This window comes from Pseudomonas sp. TUM22785 (assembly GCF_028198105.1).
GTDB lineage: Bacteria > Pseudomonadota > Gammaproteobacteria > Pseudomonadales > Pseudomonadaceae > Metapseudomonas > Metapseudomonas solani.
This window is the reverse complement of record NZ_CP116239.1, coordinates 70470-87186: the sequence shown is the minus strand read 5'-3', so window position 1 is coordinate 87186 and position 16717 is coordinate 70470. Positions and strand designations below refer to the sequence as shown.

At 66.4% G+C, this 16717-nt stretch carries 16 protein-coding genes; 2 read left to right on the top strand and 14 right to left on the bottom strand.

All coding sequences use genetic code 11. From position 1 onward, the window contains the following. Positions 1 to 127: 127 nt before the first annotated feature. From PI990_RS00425 to PI990_RS00385, 9 genes are all read right to left on the bottom strand, one after another. Positions 128 to 892 (bottom strand): heme acquisition protein HasA, encoded by a 765-nt coding sequence (locus PI990_RS00425; protein WP_271659543.1) that lies wholly within the window; start codon positions 890 to 892, stop codon positions 128 to 130. 119 nt (positions 893 to 1011) lie between these two features. Further along, entirely contained in the window at positions 1012 to 3687 is a 2676-nt protein-coding gene (locus tag PI990_RS00420; protein WP_271659542.1) for a TonB-dependent receptor, read from the bottom strand. 144 nt (positions 3688 to 3831) lie between these two features. Then, positions 3832 to 4839: a FecR family protein gene (locus tag PI990_RS00415; RefSeq protein WP_271659541.1), complete on the bottom strand. Its 1008-nt coding sequence runs from the start codon at positions 4837 to 4839 to the stop codon at positions 3832 to 3834. Between the two features lie 68 nt (positions 4840 to 4907). Continuing rightward, positions 4908 to 5423 (bottom strand): RNA polymerase sigma factor, encoded by a 516-nt coding sequence (locus PI990_RS00410; protein ID WP_021219872.1) that lies wholly within the window; start codon positions 5421 to 5423, stop codon positions 4908 to 4910. 81 nt (positions 5424 to 5504) lie between these two features. Then, positions 5505 to 6140 carry an SCO family protein gene (locus tag PI990_RS00405; RefSeq protein WP_184488208.1) on the bottom strand — a complete coding sequence of 212 codons (636 nt, stop codon included), beginning with the start codon at positions 6138 to 6140 and terminating at the stop codon, positions 5505 to 5507. 89 nt (positions 6141 to 6229) lie between these two features. Next, positions 6230 to 7135 (bottom strand): heme o synthase, encoded by a 906-nt coding sequence (cyoE, locus tag PI990_RS00400; RefSeq protein WP_021219874.1) that lies wholly within the window; start codon positions 7133 to 7135, stop codon positions 6230 to 6232. 23 nt (positions 7136 to 7158) lie between these two features. Next, positions 7159 to 8202: a COX15/CtaA family protein gene (locus PI990_RS00395; protein ID WP_271659540.1), complete on the bottom strand. Its 1044-nt coding sequence runs from the start codon at positions 8200 to 8202 to the stop codon at positions 7159 to 7161. Positions 8203 to 8274: 72 nt separating this feature from the next. After that, positions 8275 to 8862 (bottom strand): hypothetical protein, encoded by a 588-nt coding sequence (locus PI990_RS00390; RefSeq protein WP_184488206.1) that lies wholly within the window; start codon positions 8860 to 8862, stop codon positions 8275 to 8277. Further along, a complete protein-coding gene (locus PI990_RS00385) occupies positions 8837 to 9565 on the bottom strand; it encodes an SURF1 family protein (protein WP_271659539.1) in 729 nt (242 codons plus the stop codon). Before PI990_RS00385 ends, PI990_RS00390 begins: the two co-directional genes overlap by 26 nt. A gap of 69 nt (positions 9566 to 9634) precedes the next feature. On the opposite strand from PI990_RS00385, the gene PI990_RS00380 reads away from it, so the two are divergent. Beyond that, the gene (locus PI990_RS00380) at positions 9635 to 9838 is read left to right on the top strand and encodes a twin transmembrane helix small protein (RefSeq protein ID WP_021219878.1); all 204 of its coding nucleotides are present in this window, start codon (positions 9635 to 9637) and stop codon (positions 9836 to 9838) included. Between the two features lie 90 nt (positions 9839 to 9928). Here the strand turns inward: PI990_RS00380 and PI990_RS00375 are convergent, their stop codons facing one another. The 4 genes from PI990_RS00375 to coxB are packed head-to-tail and all read right to left on the bottom strand — an operon-like array spanning position 9929 to position 14113. Beyond that, entirely contained in the window at positions 9929 to 10816 is an 888-nt protein-coding gene (locus PI990_RS00375) for a cytochrome c oxidase subunit 3 (protein WP_043241918.1), read from the bottom strand. A gap of 25 nt (positions 10817 to 10841) precedes the next feature. Further along, entirely contained in the window at positions 10842 to 11393 is a 552-nt protein-coding gene (locus PI990_RS00370; protein WP_184488204.1) for a cytochrome c oxidase assembly protein, read from the bottom strand. Position 11394: 1 nt separating this feature from the next. Continuing rightward, entirely contained in the window at positions 11395 to 12984 is a 1590-nt protein-coding gene (ctaD, locus tag PI990_RS00365; RefSeq protein ID WP_021219881.1) for a cytochrome c oxidase subunit I, read from the bottom strand. 1 nt (position 12985) lies between these two features. Further along, positions 12986 to 14113, bottom strand: a complete 1128-nt coding sequence (gene coxB, locus PI990_RS00360) for a cytochrome c oxidase subunit II (protein ID WP_043241915.1) — start codon at positions 14111 to 14113, stop codon at positions 12986 to 12988. 375 nt (positions 14114 to 14488) lie between these two features. Between coxB and PI990_RS00355 the strand changes: the two genes are divergently transcribed. Then, complete coding sequence (locus PI990_RS00355) at positions 14489 to 15148, top strand: hypothetical protein (RefSeq protein WP_271659538.1); 660 nt, start codon at positions 14489 to 14491, stop codon at positions 15146 to 15148. 3 nt (positions 15149 to 15151) lie between these two features. On the opposite strand, the gene PI990_RS00350 is transcribed toward PI990_RS00355, so the two are convergent. Then, entirely contained in the window at positions 15152 to 16681 is a 1530-nt protein-coding gene (locus PI990_RS00350) for a SulP family inorganic anion transporter (RefSeq protein WP_184488202.1), read from the bottom strand. Positions 16682 to 16717 lie beyond the last annotated feature (36 nt).

Here is a 16717-nt window from a genome sequence, read left to right as displayed (position 1 = left end):
GGCATTGACGTGCCCCCGGGCGCCTTTCAGAATTCGGCGCCGTCACAGCCGGCCTGCAAGCGAGGGCTGTGACGACGTGGTAACGGAGCGGATGGAAGAGCGATCTTTCATCCGCTTTTTGCTTTCGTCAGGCGACGAATTGCAGATCGCTGGTGCTGAAGCTGGTCACCCCGGTGAGGGTGATGGTGCCGTGACCGTTGGTGTCGATGACGGTGTTGCCGCCCACGCTGCCCACGGTGCCGCCGGCGGCGGTGAAGGCGCTGTAGTTGGCGAACAGCGAGTTGGAGATCTGGATCTTCTCGCCGCTGACGTAGTCGGTGACGGTGTCGTTGCCGAAGCTGGTGGCCGCGCCGTTCACGCCGAAGAAGAAGTTATCCACACCCGCGCCACCGGTCAGGGTGTCGTTGCCGTTGTAGCCGGTGACGGTGTCCGCGCCGGAGCTGCCGGTGATCGACAGGTTGTTGGCGTTGAGCACGGCTTCCAGCTCGGTGGTGGTGCCCTGCATCAGGCCGTAGACGACCTTGTGCACGATGTTGTTGGCGGTCTGGGTGCCGGTCAGGTTGAGGCCGGTGATGGACAGTTCCGGGCCAGTGTTGAAGCCATAGCCGGAACCGCCTTTAACGATCTGATCACCGAAGCCCAGGCTGTCCAGTTGGCCATACAGGGTGTGGGCCGGCGGCGAGAACAGGGTGTAGTTCAGCGAGCCGCCGGCGATGAAGCCTGCGGTGTGGCCTTCAACGCCGCTGGACAGGGCGTACTGGGTACCGCTCAGCGAGCCCGGGTAGAAACCACCGGTGTTGTCCGGGTGGTTGCCGCTGATGAAGTCCGCGCGCCAGTCGGCGAAGTAGGTGCGGCCATTGGTAGCGGTTCCGTAGTTGATTGCGATAGTCACAGGTGAGTCTCCATCGTTTGGGGTTTCCCTCGGCGCCGTCCGGTGCCTCGGGGCCTGCCTGCCGGCTCGGGGCCGAAAGGCGTGCTCGTCGATGCCCGCCACGGGGGCGTGCATCAGGATCAGAAGCGGATTTCCACAGTGCCCTGCGCCGTGCGTCCACGGCCCATGGTGGCGGCCAGGGCATCACCCATCGGCACCACGTAGGCACGGTCACGCAAGTTCTCCACGGAGAGGCGCAGGGTCAGGTTGTCGCTGACGCGGTAGGCGCTGTAGAAGTCCCAGACCACGTAGCTCTTCCAGATCAGCGGGTAGACGTCTTCTTCACCGGCGGCGCGGCGCTCGGCATAGGTCTCGAAGAAGCCTTCGCTGTAGCGGGCGCGCAGGCCCATATCCAGTTTCTTGTCGAAGAAGCGCAGGCCGCCGTGCCAGCTGCCGCGGTCCATGGGCATGTGTTCGGCGCTGCCCATCATGAAGCCGCAAGTGACCATGTTGTCGCGCCACTCCTTGCCGGTGGCGACGGCGGAGGGGCCGATGTACCAGACTTTGTAGCAGAGCTCGTTCCTGCCGATCATGTGGGTGTAGGTGAGGCCGGTGTACCAGCGCTCGGCGTCGTACTCGAGCTCGTACTCCACGCCCTTGAAGCGCGCCGGGTTGAGGCTGTTGACGAAGGCCGAGGTGCCCAGGTTGGTGACCGCCGTATTGGGCAGGCCCACCTCCAGGCTCATGAACATGTAGTCGTCGACCTTGGTGTCGAAGTAGGCGACCTTGCCGGTGAGCTTGTCTCCGGGGATGAACAGCCCTTCCTTGAACAGGTTGATGCCGGCTTCCCAGGTCCGGGATTCCTCGGGTTCGAGGAAGGGGTTGGGGTACATCTTCGAGGCGGCGTCACCGATGTGGGTGCCGTGCATCAGGGTTTCGGTGATGGCCGGCGGGCGCCAGCCCTTGCCGTAGTTGGCGAACAGCTGCAGCCAGTCGAGGCCCGGGTTCACCGCGATGGAGAAGGTGGGCGAGAGGTGGCCGCGCTCTTCGTCCACGCTGTACTGGGGCGACTGGGTGCGGCCGTTGAAGTCGCGGTAGGCGGTCAGGCGGGTGTCGCCTTCCAGGTGGTAACGGTCATAACGCAGGCCGCCGTTGATCTGCAGCCAGTCGTCGTAGCGATAGCCCAGGCCGGTGAACAGGCTGGCCATTTCCCGGGTGCCCTTGGGGGTCACGCCCAGGGTGTCGCCGATGGGGTCGGTGGCGACGCGAGGGGTGGCCAGGCCGGCTTCGGGCTTGGTCTTGTCCTCGAAATATTCCATGCCGTAGTTGGCGGTGACCACCGAGCGCTCATCCAGCTCGAAGGTCGAGGTGTTCTGCAGTTGCGCACCCCAGGTGTCGGTGCGGTGGGTGATCGAATACGCCGGGGCGCAGTTGCGCTCCCAGGTCGCGGTCGAGCGCGGCACGTCGCAGTAGTCGGTGGGGTAGTTGGCGGGCGGGTTGCCCTTGTAGACGTCTTGCTCGTTACGGGTGGTGCCGTAGTAGAGCTTGGCCTGCAGGTCGATCAGCGGGTTGTCCGGGGTGTAGCTGTAGTCGAGGCTGTAGAGCGTGTTGGTCAGCTTGTCCTCGCCGGTCTTGCGCCAGGTATCGGTGCTCAGGGCGTTGGCCATGCTGGCGTTGTCGTAGCTGACGCGGCTTTCCAGGTAGCTGAAGCCCAGCGTCTGGCCCGGCGCCAGCTTGAGGCCGAGCTTGAACAGGTCGGAACGCTGCATCTGGTTGGTGAACTTGACGAAGGTCGGCTTGCCCGGCTGGGCGTCGAGGCCCAGTTGGTTCTCGGCGCCGGACTTGCCGCGCTGGCCCGGCTCGTACTCGCCCAGGTGCTTTTCGCTGTGGGCCACCAGCAGGCTCCAGAGGTCTTCGTCGAGGGCGAAGGCGGCGCTGCCGATGAAGTTCGTGCCGTTGTCGTAGCCACCCAGGCCGGTGGTGCCGCGCAGGCGCGCGCCATAGTCATGGCCGGGCAGCAGCACGTCTTCGACGTTGAGGGTGCGGAAGTTGGCGATGCCGCCGATCACCCCGGCGCCGCCCATGCCCGAGGTCGGGCCCTTCTCGATGTCCACCTGGGTCAGCAGCTCGGTGTCCACCAGCACTTCACCGTTGCGCTGCTGGTGGCCGCTCTGCTGGAAGTTCTGGCGGGCGCCGTCGATCGACATGTTGACCCGGCCGAAGTCCTGCAGCCCACGGATGTTCACCGACAGGCCCGGGTCCTGCTGGCTGACGATGCTGTACACGCCGGAGGTTTCCTCGAGCATGTCGGCGGCGTGGCGCGGCGGGTTGCGGTCGATCTGCTCGCGGCCGATCACTGCCACCGAACGCGGCGTGCGGTACATCCAGTCGTTGGCATCGGCCTGGCTCTGCACATGGGTCGTGCCCAGTTGCATCACGCTGCCGGCATCGGCGTAGGTGCGGGTCAGGCTGACCTGGCGCGGCGAGCTGAAGCTGTAGCTCACCGGGTGGCCGCGCAGCAGCGCCTGCAGGCCCTCGCGGATTTCCAGGCGGCCACGCACCGCGTTGCCCTGCAGCCCTTCCAGCAGGGCGGCGTCGAAGATCACCTGCACGCCCGACTGTTCGGCGAAGGCCAGCACCGCGCTGCTCAGCGGCTGCACCGGAATGTCGAAGGCGACCCGTGCCTGTTGCGCCTGCGCCGTCGCCGGAGCGGATTCGACGGCCTGCAGCTCCCCAGCGCAGGCCAGCATCCAGCTTCCCCCCAAGGCGAGCAGCGCACGACGGAATCGCTGGCCCGGCCCCTTGTATGCGTTCATCGGTTTTCCTTATGGCTGTGTTTATTGTTTGGTGAATGAAAATCACTCTCACCACCAAGACGAATCAGTCGGGAAAACTCAGTAAGGTTTTTTTGCGATTTTTTTCAGGGGAACGCTGGAAGCCGCGCGGAACGGGCTTCCAGGTCAGTAGAGGAAGGTGACGCCGGGCAGGTCGAGACGGCTGACCTTGAGTTCGTGGGTGAGGGTGTCCAGGGCCTCGTCGAGGATGTCGAGGCGGAACACGCCGCTGACCTCGCGACGGGCCAGGGCGGAATCGGTGATCAGCACGCGGCCGGGCCGGTAACGGTTGAGCTGCTCGGCGACCTGCTCCAGGGGCACGCGCTCGAACACCAGCACGCCACGTCGCCAACTGGTGGCGCGTTGCAGGTCGCGGGCGGCCAGGGGCTGGATGCCGCCACGGGCGTCATAGCGGGCGCTCTGGCCCTCCCTCAGCACCTGCTCGCGGGGGCCACGATCGGGCGCGCGCTCCAGGGCGACGGCGACACTGTGTTCGGTGACGCCGACCCAGGCGCCTTGCTCGTCGTCCTGGCTGACCAGGAACTGGGTACCCAGGGCACGCGTGGTGCCCCCGGCGCTCTCGACCACGAAGGGCCGCGACTCGTTGGGCCCCAGGGGCGCCACGGTGAAGTAGGCGTCGCCGCCGAGCAGGCGCACCCGGCGTTCGGTATCGCTGAAGGCCAGGTCGATGGCGCTGCGGGTATCCAGCTCCACGCGGCTGCCGTCCGGCAACTGCACCTGGCGTATCTCGCCCTTGGCGGTGGCATGGTCGGCCAGCAGGGGCAGCAGCAGTTGTTTGCCCTGCTCGACGCCGAGCCCGGCCAGCAGCAGCACGGCGGCAGCGCTGGCCGCCCAGCGCAGGCGCGGACGCCGGCGGGCCGGCTGCTGCGGCCGCGCCCGGGGCAGCGCCTGGACGGCGGGCGCATACGCGGGCGCGGGCATCTCGCCCAGGCGCGCGAGGTCCGCCCAGGTGCGCTGGGCGAACTGCAGCGCCGGCCCATGGCGCGGGTCCTCGGCCTGCCAGCGGGCCAGGGCCTGCGCCTGTTCGGCGTCCAGGGCCCCGGCGCTGAGGCGGATGGCCCAGTCGGCGGCTTGCTCGCGGATGTCCTGCTCGCGCAGGTCGTGGCTGATCACGGCGGTCTCTCGAGTTCTCGTTATATGAATGCTGACGTCTGAGGGGCCGATATTCGGTAAACCATTTGTCATCTTTCGCTCGAAGCGCCGGTTTGCAGGCGTTGCATGACATGCGCCAGGGCCTTGGACAGGTGCTTCTGCACCGAGCTGTCGGAGATATCCAGCTGCCGGGCGACCTCGGCGTGGGTCAGGCCCTCGAGGCGGTTGAGGCGGAAGATTTCACGGGTGCGCGGCGGCAGTTCCGCCACCGCTTCGCGCAGCCGGTGCATGTGCTGGGCCTCGGCGGCCTCTTCGTCGAGGCCGGGGCGTTCTTCGACTATTTCTTCCAGCGCCTCGTGGGGCACCGACTCGGTCTTGCGCCGCGACTGCTGCCGGGCGTGATCGATCATCAGGTTGTGGGCGGTGCGGTAGAGGTACGCGGGGCTGTTGTCGATGCGTTCCTTGCCACGCTGTTCGGCCAGGCGCAGGAAGCTCTCCTGGACCAGGTCGGCGGCCAGCTGCGGGTCGCGCACCTTGCGCGTCAACAGGCTTTGCAGGGCCTTCGCATGCTTGATGAAAAGGCTCTTGAGATCGGGCTCCGACAAGCGCGCTCCCTGACTGGCGGAGGGTGAGGGAGCGCCATCTTATTTTTATTGAGAATCGGTTGCAATTGAGAAACGAGTTTCTCAGCTGGCTGGTGCCAGCAGGGTGGGCAACTGGTCCTTGAGCTTCTGGTTGTTCAGTGGCGCACGGATGAAGCCGCGCTGGGTGCCGTCCGGGCCGATCACCACCAGGTTGCCGCTGTGGTCGACGGTGTAGTTTTCCTTGCTGGTGTCAGCCGGGATGAAGGGGATGCTCACGGCGTTGGCCAGCTTCTGGATCGCGGCCAGTTCGCCGGTGTAGCCGATGAAGGCCGGGTCGAAGTAGCCCAGGTACTGCTTGAGCTGCTGCGGGGTGTCGCGGTTCGGGTCGACACTGACCAGCACCACGCGCAGGTTGTTGCGCGCCGCCTCCGGCAGCAGGCCCTTGAGCTCGCGCATCTGCGCCAGGGTGGTGGGGCAGATATCCGGGCAGAAGGTGTAGCCGAAGAACAGCAGGCTCCATTTGTCCTTGAGTTCGTTGACCGCCACCGGCTTGCCGTCCTGGTCGGTGAGGCTGATGGACGGCAGGGTGCGGCTCTGCGGCAGCAGTACGATGCCGGCGTCGAGCAGTTGGGTCGGGTCGGCCTGACGCTGGTTGTTGAGCACCTTGTGCACGGTCAGGCCGAGCACCAGCGCCACCAGGGCGATGAGGACGAATACGGTTTTCTGCACACGGGTCATGGGCGGTCTTCACTCGGGGATTTCGGTGGCGGCAAGACTAACCGCGAAGCGTGCCGATGGCACGGTCCGCGGTGTAACAGCCTTTGGAGTCAGATGTTCAGCAGCAGGTAGTGGTCCACCAGCAGGGCGATGAACAGCAGGAACAGGTAGGCGATAGAGTACTTGAAGGTCTTGATCGCGGCGTGCGGTCGGCTGTCGCGGTAGAGCACCCAGGCCCATTGCAGGAAGCGCCCGCCCAGGCCGATGGCGCAGACCAGGTAGAGCAGGCCGCTCATGTGGATGGCGTAGGGCAGCAGGCTCACGGCGAACATCACCAGGGTGTAGAGCAGGATGTGCACCTTGGTGTAGTGCTCGCCGTGGGTCACCGGCAGCATGGGGATGTCGGCCTTGGCGTATTCCTCCTTGCGGTGGATGGCCAGGGCCCAGAAGTGCGGCGGGGTCCAGGCGAAGATGATCAGCACCAGCAGCAGCGGCTCGGCGGACAGGTGCCCGGTGACCGCGACCCAGCCGAGCATCGGCGGGGCGGCGCCGGCGAGGCCGCCGATGACAATGTTCTGCGGCGTGGCGCGCTTGAGGAAGCCGGTGTAGATCACCGCGTAGCCCAGCAGCGAGGCGAGGGTCAGCCAGGCGGTGAGTTCGTTGGTGAAGTGCAGCAGCATCACCTGCCCGGCCACCGCCAGGAGCAGGGCGAACACCAGCGCGGCGACGGGCGAGACGCGACCGTTGACCACCGGGCGCTTGAGGGTGCGCGCCATGATCGAGTCGATGCGCCGGTCCACCACGTGGTTCACCGCCGCCGCCGACCCGGCGCACAGGGCGATGCCGAGGTTGCCGAAGATCAGCACCTCCCAGGGCACGCCCGCGCGGGTGGCGAGGAACATCCCCACCAGGGAGGTGATGAGCATCAGCACCAGCACCTTGGGCTTGGTCAGTTCCAGGTAATCGCGCCAGCTGGCGTGGACCCGGGCCTCGCGTTCGCTGAGCAGAGTGGCCATGGCGTCTCTCCTTCTTCTTGTGTTCAGGCAGGCTTGCCGGCGTGCAGCCGGAGAGCCGTGGTTGCGGGGGCGGTGGCCAGGGCCGGCGCACGCACGCGGTAATTCACCAGCACCAGGGTCAACAGCAGCAGCGCACCGCCGCCGTTGTGGGCCACTGCCACGGGCAGCGGCAGGTGGAAGATCACGTTGCTGATGCCCAGCCCCACCTGCAGCGCCAGGGCGCCGAGCACCAGCACAGCGAGACGGCCGAGGCCGGCGGCACGCAGGCGCCAGGCGAGCACCAGCAGGGTGAGGGTCACCACCAGGGCGCCGAGGCGGTGGGTCATGTGGATGGCGGTGCGGGCGTCGCTGTCCAGCTGCCCGCCCAGGTAATTGGGGCCGATGTGCTGGCTGAGGTGGAAGCCGTTGGCGAAGTCCATCTCCGGCCACCACTGGCCGTGGCAGGTGGGCAGGTCGACACAGGCCACCGCCGCGTAGTTGGAGCTGACCCAGCCGCCGAGGGCGACCTGCCCGATCACCAGCAGCAACCCGAAGGTCGCCAGGTAGCGCAGCCGCGCGGGCAGCTGCAACGGGGCAAAGGCGCCGGACAGGCGCAGGCTGAGGAGGAACAGCAGCGCCAGGGTGGTGAAGCCGCCGAGCAGGTGCGCGGTGACCACCTGGGGCCAGAGCTTGAGGGTCACCGTCCACATGCCGAAGGCGGCCTGGGCGATGACCACGCCGAGCAGCAGCAGCGGCAGCTTGTGCGGCTGCCCATCACGCCCGCGCCGCACCAGGGCATGCACGGCAAGGCCGAGGATGGCCAGGCCCAGGGTGCCGGCGAAGTAGCGGTGGATCATCTCGTTCCAGCCCTTGTCGGCCTCCACCGGCGCCTCGGGGAAATGCACCTCGGCGTGGGCCAGCTGGGCTTCGGTCTTGGGCACGCTGATAAAGCCGTAGCAGCCCGGCCAGTCGGGGCAACCGAGGCCGGCATGGGTCAACCGGGTGTAGGCGCCCAGCAGCACCACCACCACAGCCAGCGCAGTGGCCAGCACCGCGAGGTAGAAACCGGGACGAAAAGATCGTTGCATGTGGAGAACTCCGTTCTCAGCTGCCGCTCGCTTCATAACTTGCAGCTTGCCGCTTGAAGCTTGCCGCTGCCCCTAACCTATATTCGAGAGCTTCATGAGGTGCCGCAGGTCGTTGAGGATCTGCTTGCCCTTGATCTTCGCGTCGTAGCGCAGCACCAGGTTGCCGTGGGGGTCGACGATCCACAGCTGCGGGCCGGTGACGTCGCTTTCCACCGCCTTGCCATAGGCCGCCGGGTCCAGCGTGTAGCGCTGCAGGCGCGGGTATTCGCGCTCCAGGGTCTGCTGGTAGTCCGCCGACAGCGGCTGCCCGGCAGCGAAGGCGTGGCTGCCGCGCTCGGCCTCGCGGCCCAGGCCGATGTGGATCTGCCGGGCGACGTAGACCAGTTGCTGGCAGTCGGCCTCGCAAGCCTGGGGGGCGGTGACCAGCAACTGCCACAGCGCAGGCTCCCCGGCGCCCTGCACGCCGAGGTCGGCGCGGGTCTGGCCGTTGCCGATCAGCGCGCCGTGGTAGCTGCGCCCCTCCGGCACCCAGAAGCGCAGCTTGTACATGGCCGAGGCCAGCACCATGGGGCCGAGTACCACCGCGAGGATCAGCAGCAGCTGCAGGCGCCCGCGCGTACGGCGCGGCGGCGTATCAGGCAGAGCGAGGGCTGGATTCATCCGTTAACTCCCGTGCTTGGCGAAAACCGAAATAGGTGAAGAGCGCGCAGAGGGCCGCCGCCATGGCGAACCACTGCACCGCGTAACCGAGGTGTTTTTCCGGCCCCATGGCCACCACCGGCCAGTCGGCTTCGTAGGCGGCGAGACCGGGTTCGATGCGCAGCTCGAAAGGCAGGCCGCCACGGCCGAGCTTCTGCCACAAGGCGCGTGGCTCGACCTGGTTGATCAGTTGCGGCCACTCGGCGCTTTCCACGTGTTTGAGCTCGAAGGCGGCGCCGGGCGGCACATAGACCCAGGCGTCGAGGGCCAGGGGCTGGTGCGGGGTGTCGAATTGCGGCGGGGTGCGCCGGTCCGGCCAGGGCAGCCAGCCCCGGTTGACCAGCAGCCAGAGCCCGCTGACCTGGTCGTAGAAGGGTTGCAGCAGTTCGACGCCGGGCTTGCCGGCGCGGATGCGGCTGTCCAGCAACAGGCTGTGCTGGTCATCGAAACTGCCCTGCAGGCGCACCCGCACATAGGCCGGGTCGGGCAGGCGTTCGAGTTCGGTGATGGCGATGGGATCGGCACTGCGACGCGCTTCGTAGCCCGCCAGCAACTGGCGCTTCTCCTCCGCGCGGGACAGCTGCCAGACCCCCAGGCCGACGAGCAGGGGCAACAGCGCCAGCACCACGAGGGTGGGCACGAGGCCGGGGCGGAAGGCCCTCAACCGACGTGGCCTGGAGCCTGGAAAGCTCTGGCTATACTGCACAACGTCCCCCTTACCGCGGATTCGCCCATGCTCAAGGCGCTTATCGTTTTCATGCTGCTGGCCACCGTGGTCAGCCTGTTCAGCGGCCTGTTCTTCCTGGTCAAGGACGAGGGTCGCGGTTCACGCGTGGTCAACGCCCTTACCGTCCGTGTCGTCCTTGCCGCCCTCACCCTCGGCCTCGTCGCCTGGGGCTTCTACAGCGGCCAACTGGTGTCGCATACGACCTGGTAGGTCGGAGCTGCAAGCTGCAAGTTTCAAGCTGCAAGAAAGGGCGAGCCCAGCCACCACTTGAAGCTTGCCGCTTGCCCCTTGCAGCTGTCCTCAAAGCACATACACAAAGATGAATAGCCCCACCCAGACCACGTCGACGAAGTGCCAGTACCAGCTGGCGGCTTCGAAGCCGAAGTGGTGGTCGGCGTCGAAGTGCCCGCGCAGGATGCGCACCAGCATCACCGTGAGAATCAGCGTGCCCATGGTCACGTGGGCGCCGTGGAAGCCGGTGAGCATGAAGAAGGTGGCGCCGTAGATGCCCGAGCCGAGGGTCAGGCCCAGTTCGGTGTAGGCGTGGATGTATTCCTCGGCCTGCAAGGCGAGGAAGGCCACGCCCAGGAGGATGGTCAGCGCCAGCCAGATCTTCAGCAGCTTGCGGTTGGCCTTCTTCAGCGCGTGGTGGGCGAAGGTCACGGTGAAACTGGAGGACACCAGCAGGAGGGTGTTGATCAGCGGCAGGTGCCAGGGGTCGATCACCTCCTTGGGCCCGGGGAAGAGTTTCGGGTCGGGGGTGTTGAGCAGCGGCCAGGTGTACTGGAAGTTGGGCCAGAGCATGTTGGCCACGCCCTTGTCGCCCTCGCCGCCGAGCCAGGGGCCGGCCCAGGTGCGCACGTAGAACAGCGCGCCGAAGAAGGCGGCGAAGAACATCACCTCGGAGAAGATGAACCAGCTCATGCCCCAGCGGAACGAGCGGTCCATCTGCGGGCTGTAAAGCCCGCCGCGGCTTTCCTTGATCACCGCGCCGAACCAGCCGAACAGCATGTACGCCAGGCACAGGGCGCCGACGAAGAAGATCAGCGGGCCGTTGGAATCCGGGCGGGCGGCCTTGAGGTCGTTGAACCAGGTGCCCAGGCCGTAGACGGTGACGAGCATGCCGATGGTGGCGATGATCGGCCATTTGCTCTGGGCGGGAACGTAATACTGCTCGTGACTTGCCATCGTTGTTGTTCTCCTTGTCGGCGCGTCAGCTGCCGGTCTTGGCGACCGGGGGCTTGCGGGCCGTGATATCGAACAGCGTGTAAGCGAGTGTCAGGTGGTGCACGTCGGGCGGCAGGTCGCGGTCGACGATGAAGCGCACCGGCATTTCGATGCGCTCGCCCGGTTGCAGGACCTGCTGGGTGAAGCAGAAGCATTCGGTCTTGTGGAAGTACGCGGCGGCCTTGGACGGCGAGATGCTCGGCACCGCCTGGGCGGTCATGGGCTTGTCCGTCGTGTTGTGGGCGATGAACAGCATCTCGTTGCTGGCCCCCGGGTGCACCACCAGGTCGTCCGCCTTGGAGCGGAATTCCCAGGTCATGTCCGCCGAGTTGGTGGCGAGGAACTGCACCCGCACCTGGCGTTGCTCGTCCAGCGCCTGGCTGCCTTCGTAGGCGGAGGCATTGGTCTTGCCGTTGATGCCGAAGGCCACGCACATCACGTCGTAGATCGGCACCAGGGCGAAACCGAAGCCGAACATCGCCACCACCAGCACCAGCAGGCGTGGAATCAGGCGGCGATTGTTCAGTTCCCCGCTCATCTCACTTCACCTCCGGCGGGGTGCTGAAGGTGTGGTACGGCGCCGGCGAGGGCACGGTCCACTCCAGCCCTTCGGCACCGTCCCAGGGCTTGGCCGGTGCGGGTTTGCCGCCACGGATGCACTTGATGACGATGAACAGGAAGAGCAGCTGGGTGGCACCGAAGGTGAAGGCGCCGATGGAGGAGATCATGTTGAAGTCGGCGAACTGCAGGTTGTAGTCCGGAATGCGTCGCGGCATGCCGGCCAGCCCCACGAAGTGCATGGGGAAGAACGCCATGTTCATGCCGATGAAGCTCATCCAGAAATGTAGCTTGCCGAGGGTCTCGTCGTACATGTGGCCGGTCCACTTCGGCAGCCAGTAGTAGGCCGAGGCGAAGATGCCGAAGATGGCGCCGGGCACCAGCACGTAGTGGAAGTGGGCCACCACGAAGTAGGTGTCGTGGTACTGGAAGTCCGCCGGGGCGATGGCCAGCATCAGCCCGGAGAAGCCGCCGATGGTGAAGAGGATGACGAAGGCCACCGCGAACAGCATCGGTGTCTCGAAGGTCATCGAGCCCTGCCACATGGTGCTGGCCCAGTTGAACACCTTCACCCCGGTGGGCACGGCGATCAGCATGGTGGCGTACATGAAGAACAGCTCGCCGGTCAGCGGGATGCCGACCACGAACATGTGGTGCGCCCAGACGATGAAGGAGAGGAAGGCGATGGAGGCCGTGGCGTAGACCATCGAGGTGTAGCCGAACAGCGGCTTGCGCGCGAAGGCCGGGATGATCGAGCTGACCGCGCCGAAGGCGGGCAGGATCATGATGTACACCTCGGGGTGGCCGAAGAACCAGAACACGTGCTGGAACAGCACCGGGTCGCCGCCACCGGCCGCGCTGAAGAAGCTGGTGCCGAAGTGGATGTCCATCAGCATCATGGTCACGCAGCCCGCCAGCACCGGCATCACCGCGATAAGCAGGAAGGCGGTGATCAGCCAGGTCCAGACGAACAGCGGCATTTTCATCAGGGTCATGCCCGGGGCGCGCAGGTTGAGGATGGTGGCGATCACGTTGATCGCGCCCATGATCGAGCTGATGCCCATCAGGTGGATGGCGAAGATGAAGTAGGTGACGCTCTCCGGCGCGTAGGTGGTGGACAGCGGCGCGTAGAAGGTCCAGCCGAAGTTGGGCCCGCCGCCAGCGGTGAACAGGGTGCTGATGAGCAGACCGAAGGCGGCCGGCAACAGCCAGAAGCTGAAGTTGTTCATGCGCGGCAGGGCCATGTCCGGCGCGCCGACCATCAGCGGGATCATCCAGTTGGCCAGGCCGACGAAGGCCGGCATCACCGCGCCAAAGACCATGATCAGGCCGTGCATGGTGGTCATCTGGTTGAAGAAGGCCGGTTCGACGATCTGCAGCCCGGGCTGGAACAGCTCGGCGCGGATCACCATCGCCATGGAACCCCCGAGGAGGAACATGGCGAAGGCGAACCACAGGTACATGGTGCCGATGTCCTTGTGGTTGGTGGTGAGCACCCAGCGCATCAGGCCCTTGGCCGGGCCGTGGTGGTGATCATGCCCGGCATGATCGTGGTCGATCACTGCACTCATGTCATTTCTCCTCGGCTTGCTTGAGCGCAAGCACTTCTTTCGGCGTCACCATGTCGCCCTTGGCGTTGCCCCAGGCGTTGCGTTCGTAGGTGATGACGGCGGCGATATCGACTTCCGACAGCTGCTTGCCGAAGGCGGCCATCGCGGTGCCGGGTTTGCCGTGGAAGACGATGCTGAGGTGGTCTTCCTTCGGCCCGGTGGCGATCTTCGAGCCCTTGAGCGCCGGGAACATGGGCGGCATGCCCTGGCCCTCGGCCTGGTGACAGGCGGCGCAGGTGGTGTGGTAGACCTTGTCGCCACGGGCGGTGAGCTCTTCGAGCGTCCACTCCTTGTCGGTCAGCTCCTTGAGCTTGGCCACCTCTTCCTTGCGGCCGGCGAGCCACTTGGCGAAGTCCTCCTTGGACTTGGCCTCGACCACGATGGGCATGAAGCCGTGGTCCTTGCCACACAGCTCGGCGCACTGGCCGCGGTAGATGCCGGGCTTGTCGATGCGCGTCCAGGCTTCGTTGACGAAGCCGGGGATGGCGTCACGCTTGACCGCCAGCGCCGGTACCCACCAGGAGTGGATGACGTCGGCGGCGGTGATCAGGAAGCGCACCTTGGTGCCCACCGGGATCACCAGCGGCTCGTCCACCTCCAGCAGGTAGTGCTCGTCCTTCTCCGCCTTGTTGTGGATCTGCTCGGCGGGGGTGGCGAGGTTGCTGAAGAATTCGACGTCCTGGCCCAGGTACTTGTAGTTCCACTTCCACTGGTAGCCGGTGACCTGGATATCCAGCTCGGATTCGGAACTGTCGTAGATGTCGATCAGGGTCTTGGTGGCAGGTATCGCCATCAGCACCAGGATGACGAAGGGCACGACCGTCCAGAGGATCTCCACCGTGGTGCTCTCATGGAAATGCGCCGGCTCCTGGCCGGTAGAGCGACGGTGGATGATCATCGACCAGAACATGGCACCGAACACGATCACGCCAATAACGACGCAGATCCAGAAGATGGTCATGTGCAGATCGAAAACGGTACGACTGACCTCGGTGGCACCGGGCGTCATGTTGACGGTCCAGGCGGCCTGCGCCTGGCTGAAAATCGACCACAGCAGGAGTCCCATCCAGACTCGTGGATGTCGCATCATTGCGGGTTCCCCTTATCGTTCTTGTTATCCCGCCGGCTGGGCCAGCGGCTAAGGGAGCGGTCGTTAATACGGCTGACTTTAACGGCCGACCTTCAGCACGTGGTGCACAGTCGGGTGTCATCAGGTATCGCCTTTCGAGTCGGAGTATAGACACCGACTTGAAGCTGGCAACGCGATGGGAAAATTGGCGCAAGGGCCGCAAGCCTTGTCCTAAACGCCACGGCTGGCGCGGGGTTGGCGGGAGCGCGCGGTGCCCGTTATCGCGACCATGCATAAGCATTGCGGCATTATGACAATCGGGTCTTAGCTGGCCGCCGAGGCGAGCTAAGTTGTGTCTTCCCCTCCCTTCGATCCATGTCCTATCCAGGAGCAGTCATGAATACCCTCGCCCTGCGCGAACTCATCCAGCGAGCCCACGAACAGGAAGCCCGGAGCGGGCACCTGGCGCGCATCCTCTCCACCCAGCTGGACCGCCTCCACCCCGCCATCCGCCTGCCCGACAACGACGCCCAGGGCGTGCTGGCGCGCTTCGTCAGCGCTTATATCGAACAGGTGCCGGACGTGCTCGACGCCGCCGCCAATGTCGCCCGCGAAGCCGGTATCGAGGCCCAGGTGAAGCCGGTGCTGAAGGTGGCCGAGCAGTTCTTCCTGCAGCCGCCGAGCATGGTGGAAGGCCACGAGGGCCTGGACGGCCTGCTCGACGAGGCCTACCTCGCCCACCGCCTGGTGGAGGAAGTCAACGACCGCTACATCGCCCACCTGGGCGAGCCGCTGATCCCCCTGGACACCACCGTGGCCAACCTCATCGCCCACCGGCTGATCGGCGAACCCTTCGCCAACCAGCTGGACGAAGCCGTGCACCATGCAGTGGACGGCATGCTCGACGAGGCGGTGTTCGAGCGCGCCTCGGTGCAGCACTACCGCGACAGGCTGCACGACCCAAAGGTGGAAGCGGCGTGGAAGCGCTGGCCCTGCCTCTCGCGCCAGCTCGGCGTCGAACTGCAGCTGGACCAGGCACAACGCGCCGCCAGCTGATCTTCAGACGGCGCGGCCGCGCAGGCTGAGCAGCCGTCCCTCCAGGCGCCGGTTCAGGGCACGGGGCTCGATCTGCAGGGCCCCACCCTGGCGCTGCGCGGCGCGCCCCCAATCCTCCAGCAGTTCCATGCAGGCATGGTCGATGTAGCTGAGGTTATCCAGCGGCACCTGCAGCCGCGTGCCCGGCGCCACCCCCTCCAGCACCCGCGCCAACTGCGGCACCCGCAGGAAGGTAGCGGCGCCGGCCAGGCGCAGCTCGGCCTCGCCGGGGGCACCCTGCACCAGGGCGACTTTCAGGCGCGAAGCCTTCCAGGCCAGCTTGGCCAGGGTCAGGGCGAAGCCGATGAGCACGCCGCTGAGCAGGTCGAAGGCGACGATGCCCAGTGCCGTGGCGGCATAGATCAGCAAGGGTGCGCGGCCGTAGCGCGAGAGGCTGCGCATGGCCTTGGCATCCACCAGCTTGAAGCCGGTGAACACCAGCACGCCGGCCAGGGCGGCCACCGGGATGCTCTGCAGCACCGCCGGCAACAGCGCCACGAAAGCCAGCAGCCAGGCACCGTGCAGCACGGCCGACAGGCGCGTGCGGGCACCGGCCTGGACGTTGGCCGAGCTGCGCACGATCACCCCGGTCATGGGCAACGCGCCGAGTACGCCACAGAGCAGGTTGCCCACGCCCTGGGCCGACAGCTCGCGGTCCAGGTCGGAGCGCGGCCCAGCGTGCATGCGGTCTACGGCGGCGGCGGAAAGCAGCGTCTCGGCACTGGCGACGAAGGCCACCACCAGCGCCGCCAAAAGGATCTGCGGGTCGGCCAGGCCGAGCAGGTCGGCCGGTCGCAGCCAGTCGATGGCTTCGCCCAGGGTGGCCGGCACCGTCACCCGTTGCACATCGAGCGCCAGGGCCAGGCTGGCCAAGGTCGCCAGGCTGACACCGATCAGCGCGCCGGGCAGGAAACGCAGCGACTGCGGGCGCCAGCGCTCCCAGCCCCACATGCAGGCGATGGTGCCCAGGCCCAGCGCCGCGGCGGCCAGACCGCCGCCGGGGCCGACCTGGGCGAGCGCGTTGATCAGCGTCTCGGGGAACGCCAGCAGGTTCTCCAGACCCGAGGCGTGGGGCCTGGCATCGAACATCACATGCACCTGCGACATCACGATGAGCGCGCCGATGCCGGCGAGCATGCCGTAGACCACCGCCGGCGCGGTGACCCGGAACCAGCAGCCCAGGCGCAGGCGGCCTGCGCACAGCTGCAACAGCCCGGCCAGCACCAGGATGGGCCCGAGCATGGCCATGCCGTGCTCGCGCACCAGCTCGAAGACCAGCACGGCGAGGCCGGCCGCCGGGCCGCTGACCTGCAACGGCGAGCCCGCCAGCCAGCCGACCACCAGGCCGCCGACGATGCCGGTGATCAGGCCCTTGGCCGGCGGCATGCCGGAGGCGATGGCGATGCCCATGCACAGTGGCAGGGCGACGAGGAAGACCACCACCGAGGCCAGCAGGTCCCGGGGTAGCGTGGATTGAAGGGAAGCAAGGCGCATGTCGCGATCTCCTGCGGCACGAAAGGGGGACGCGCG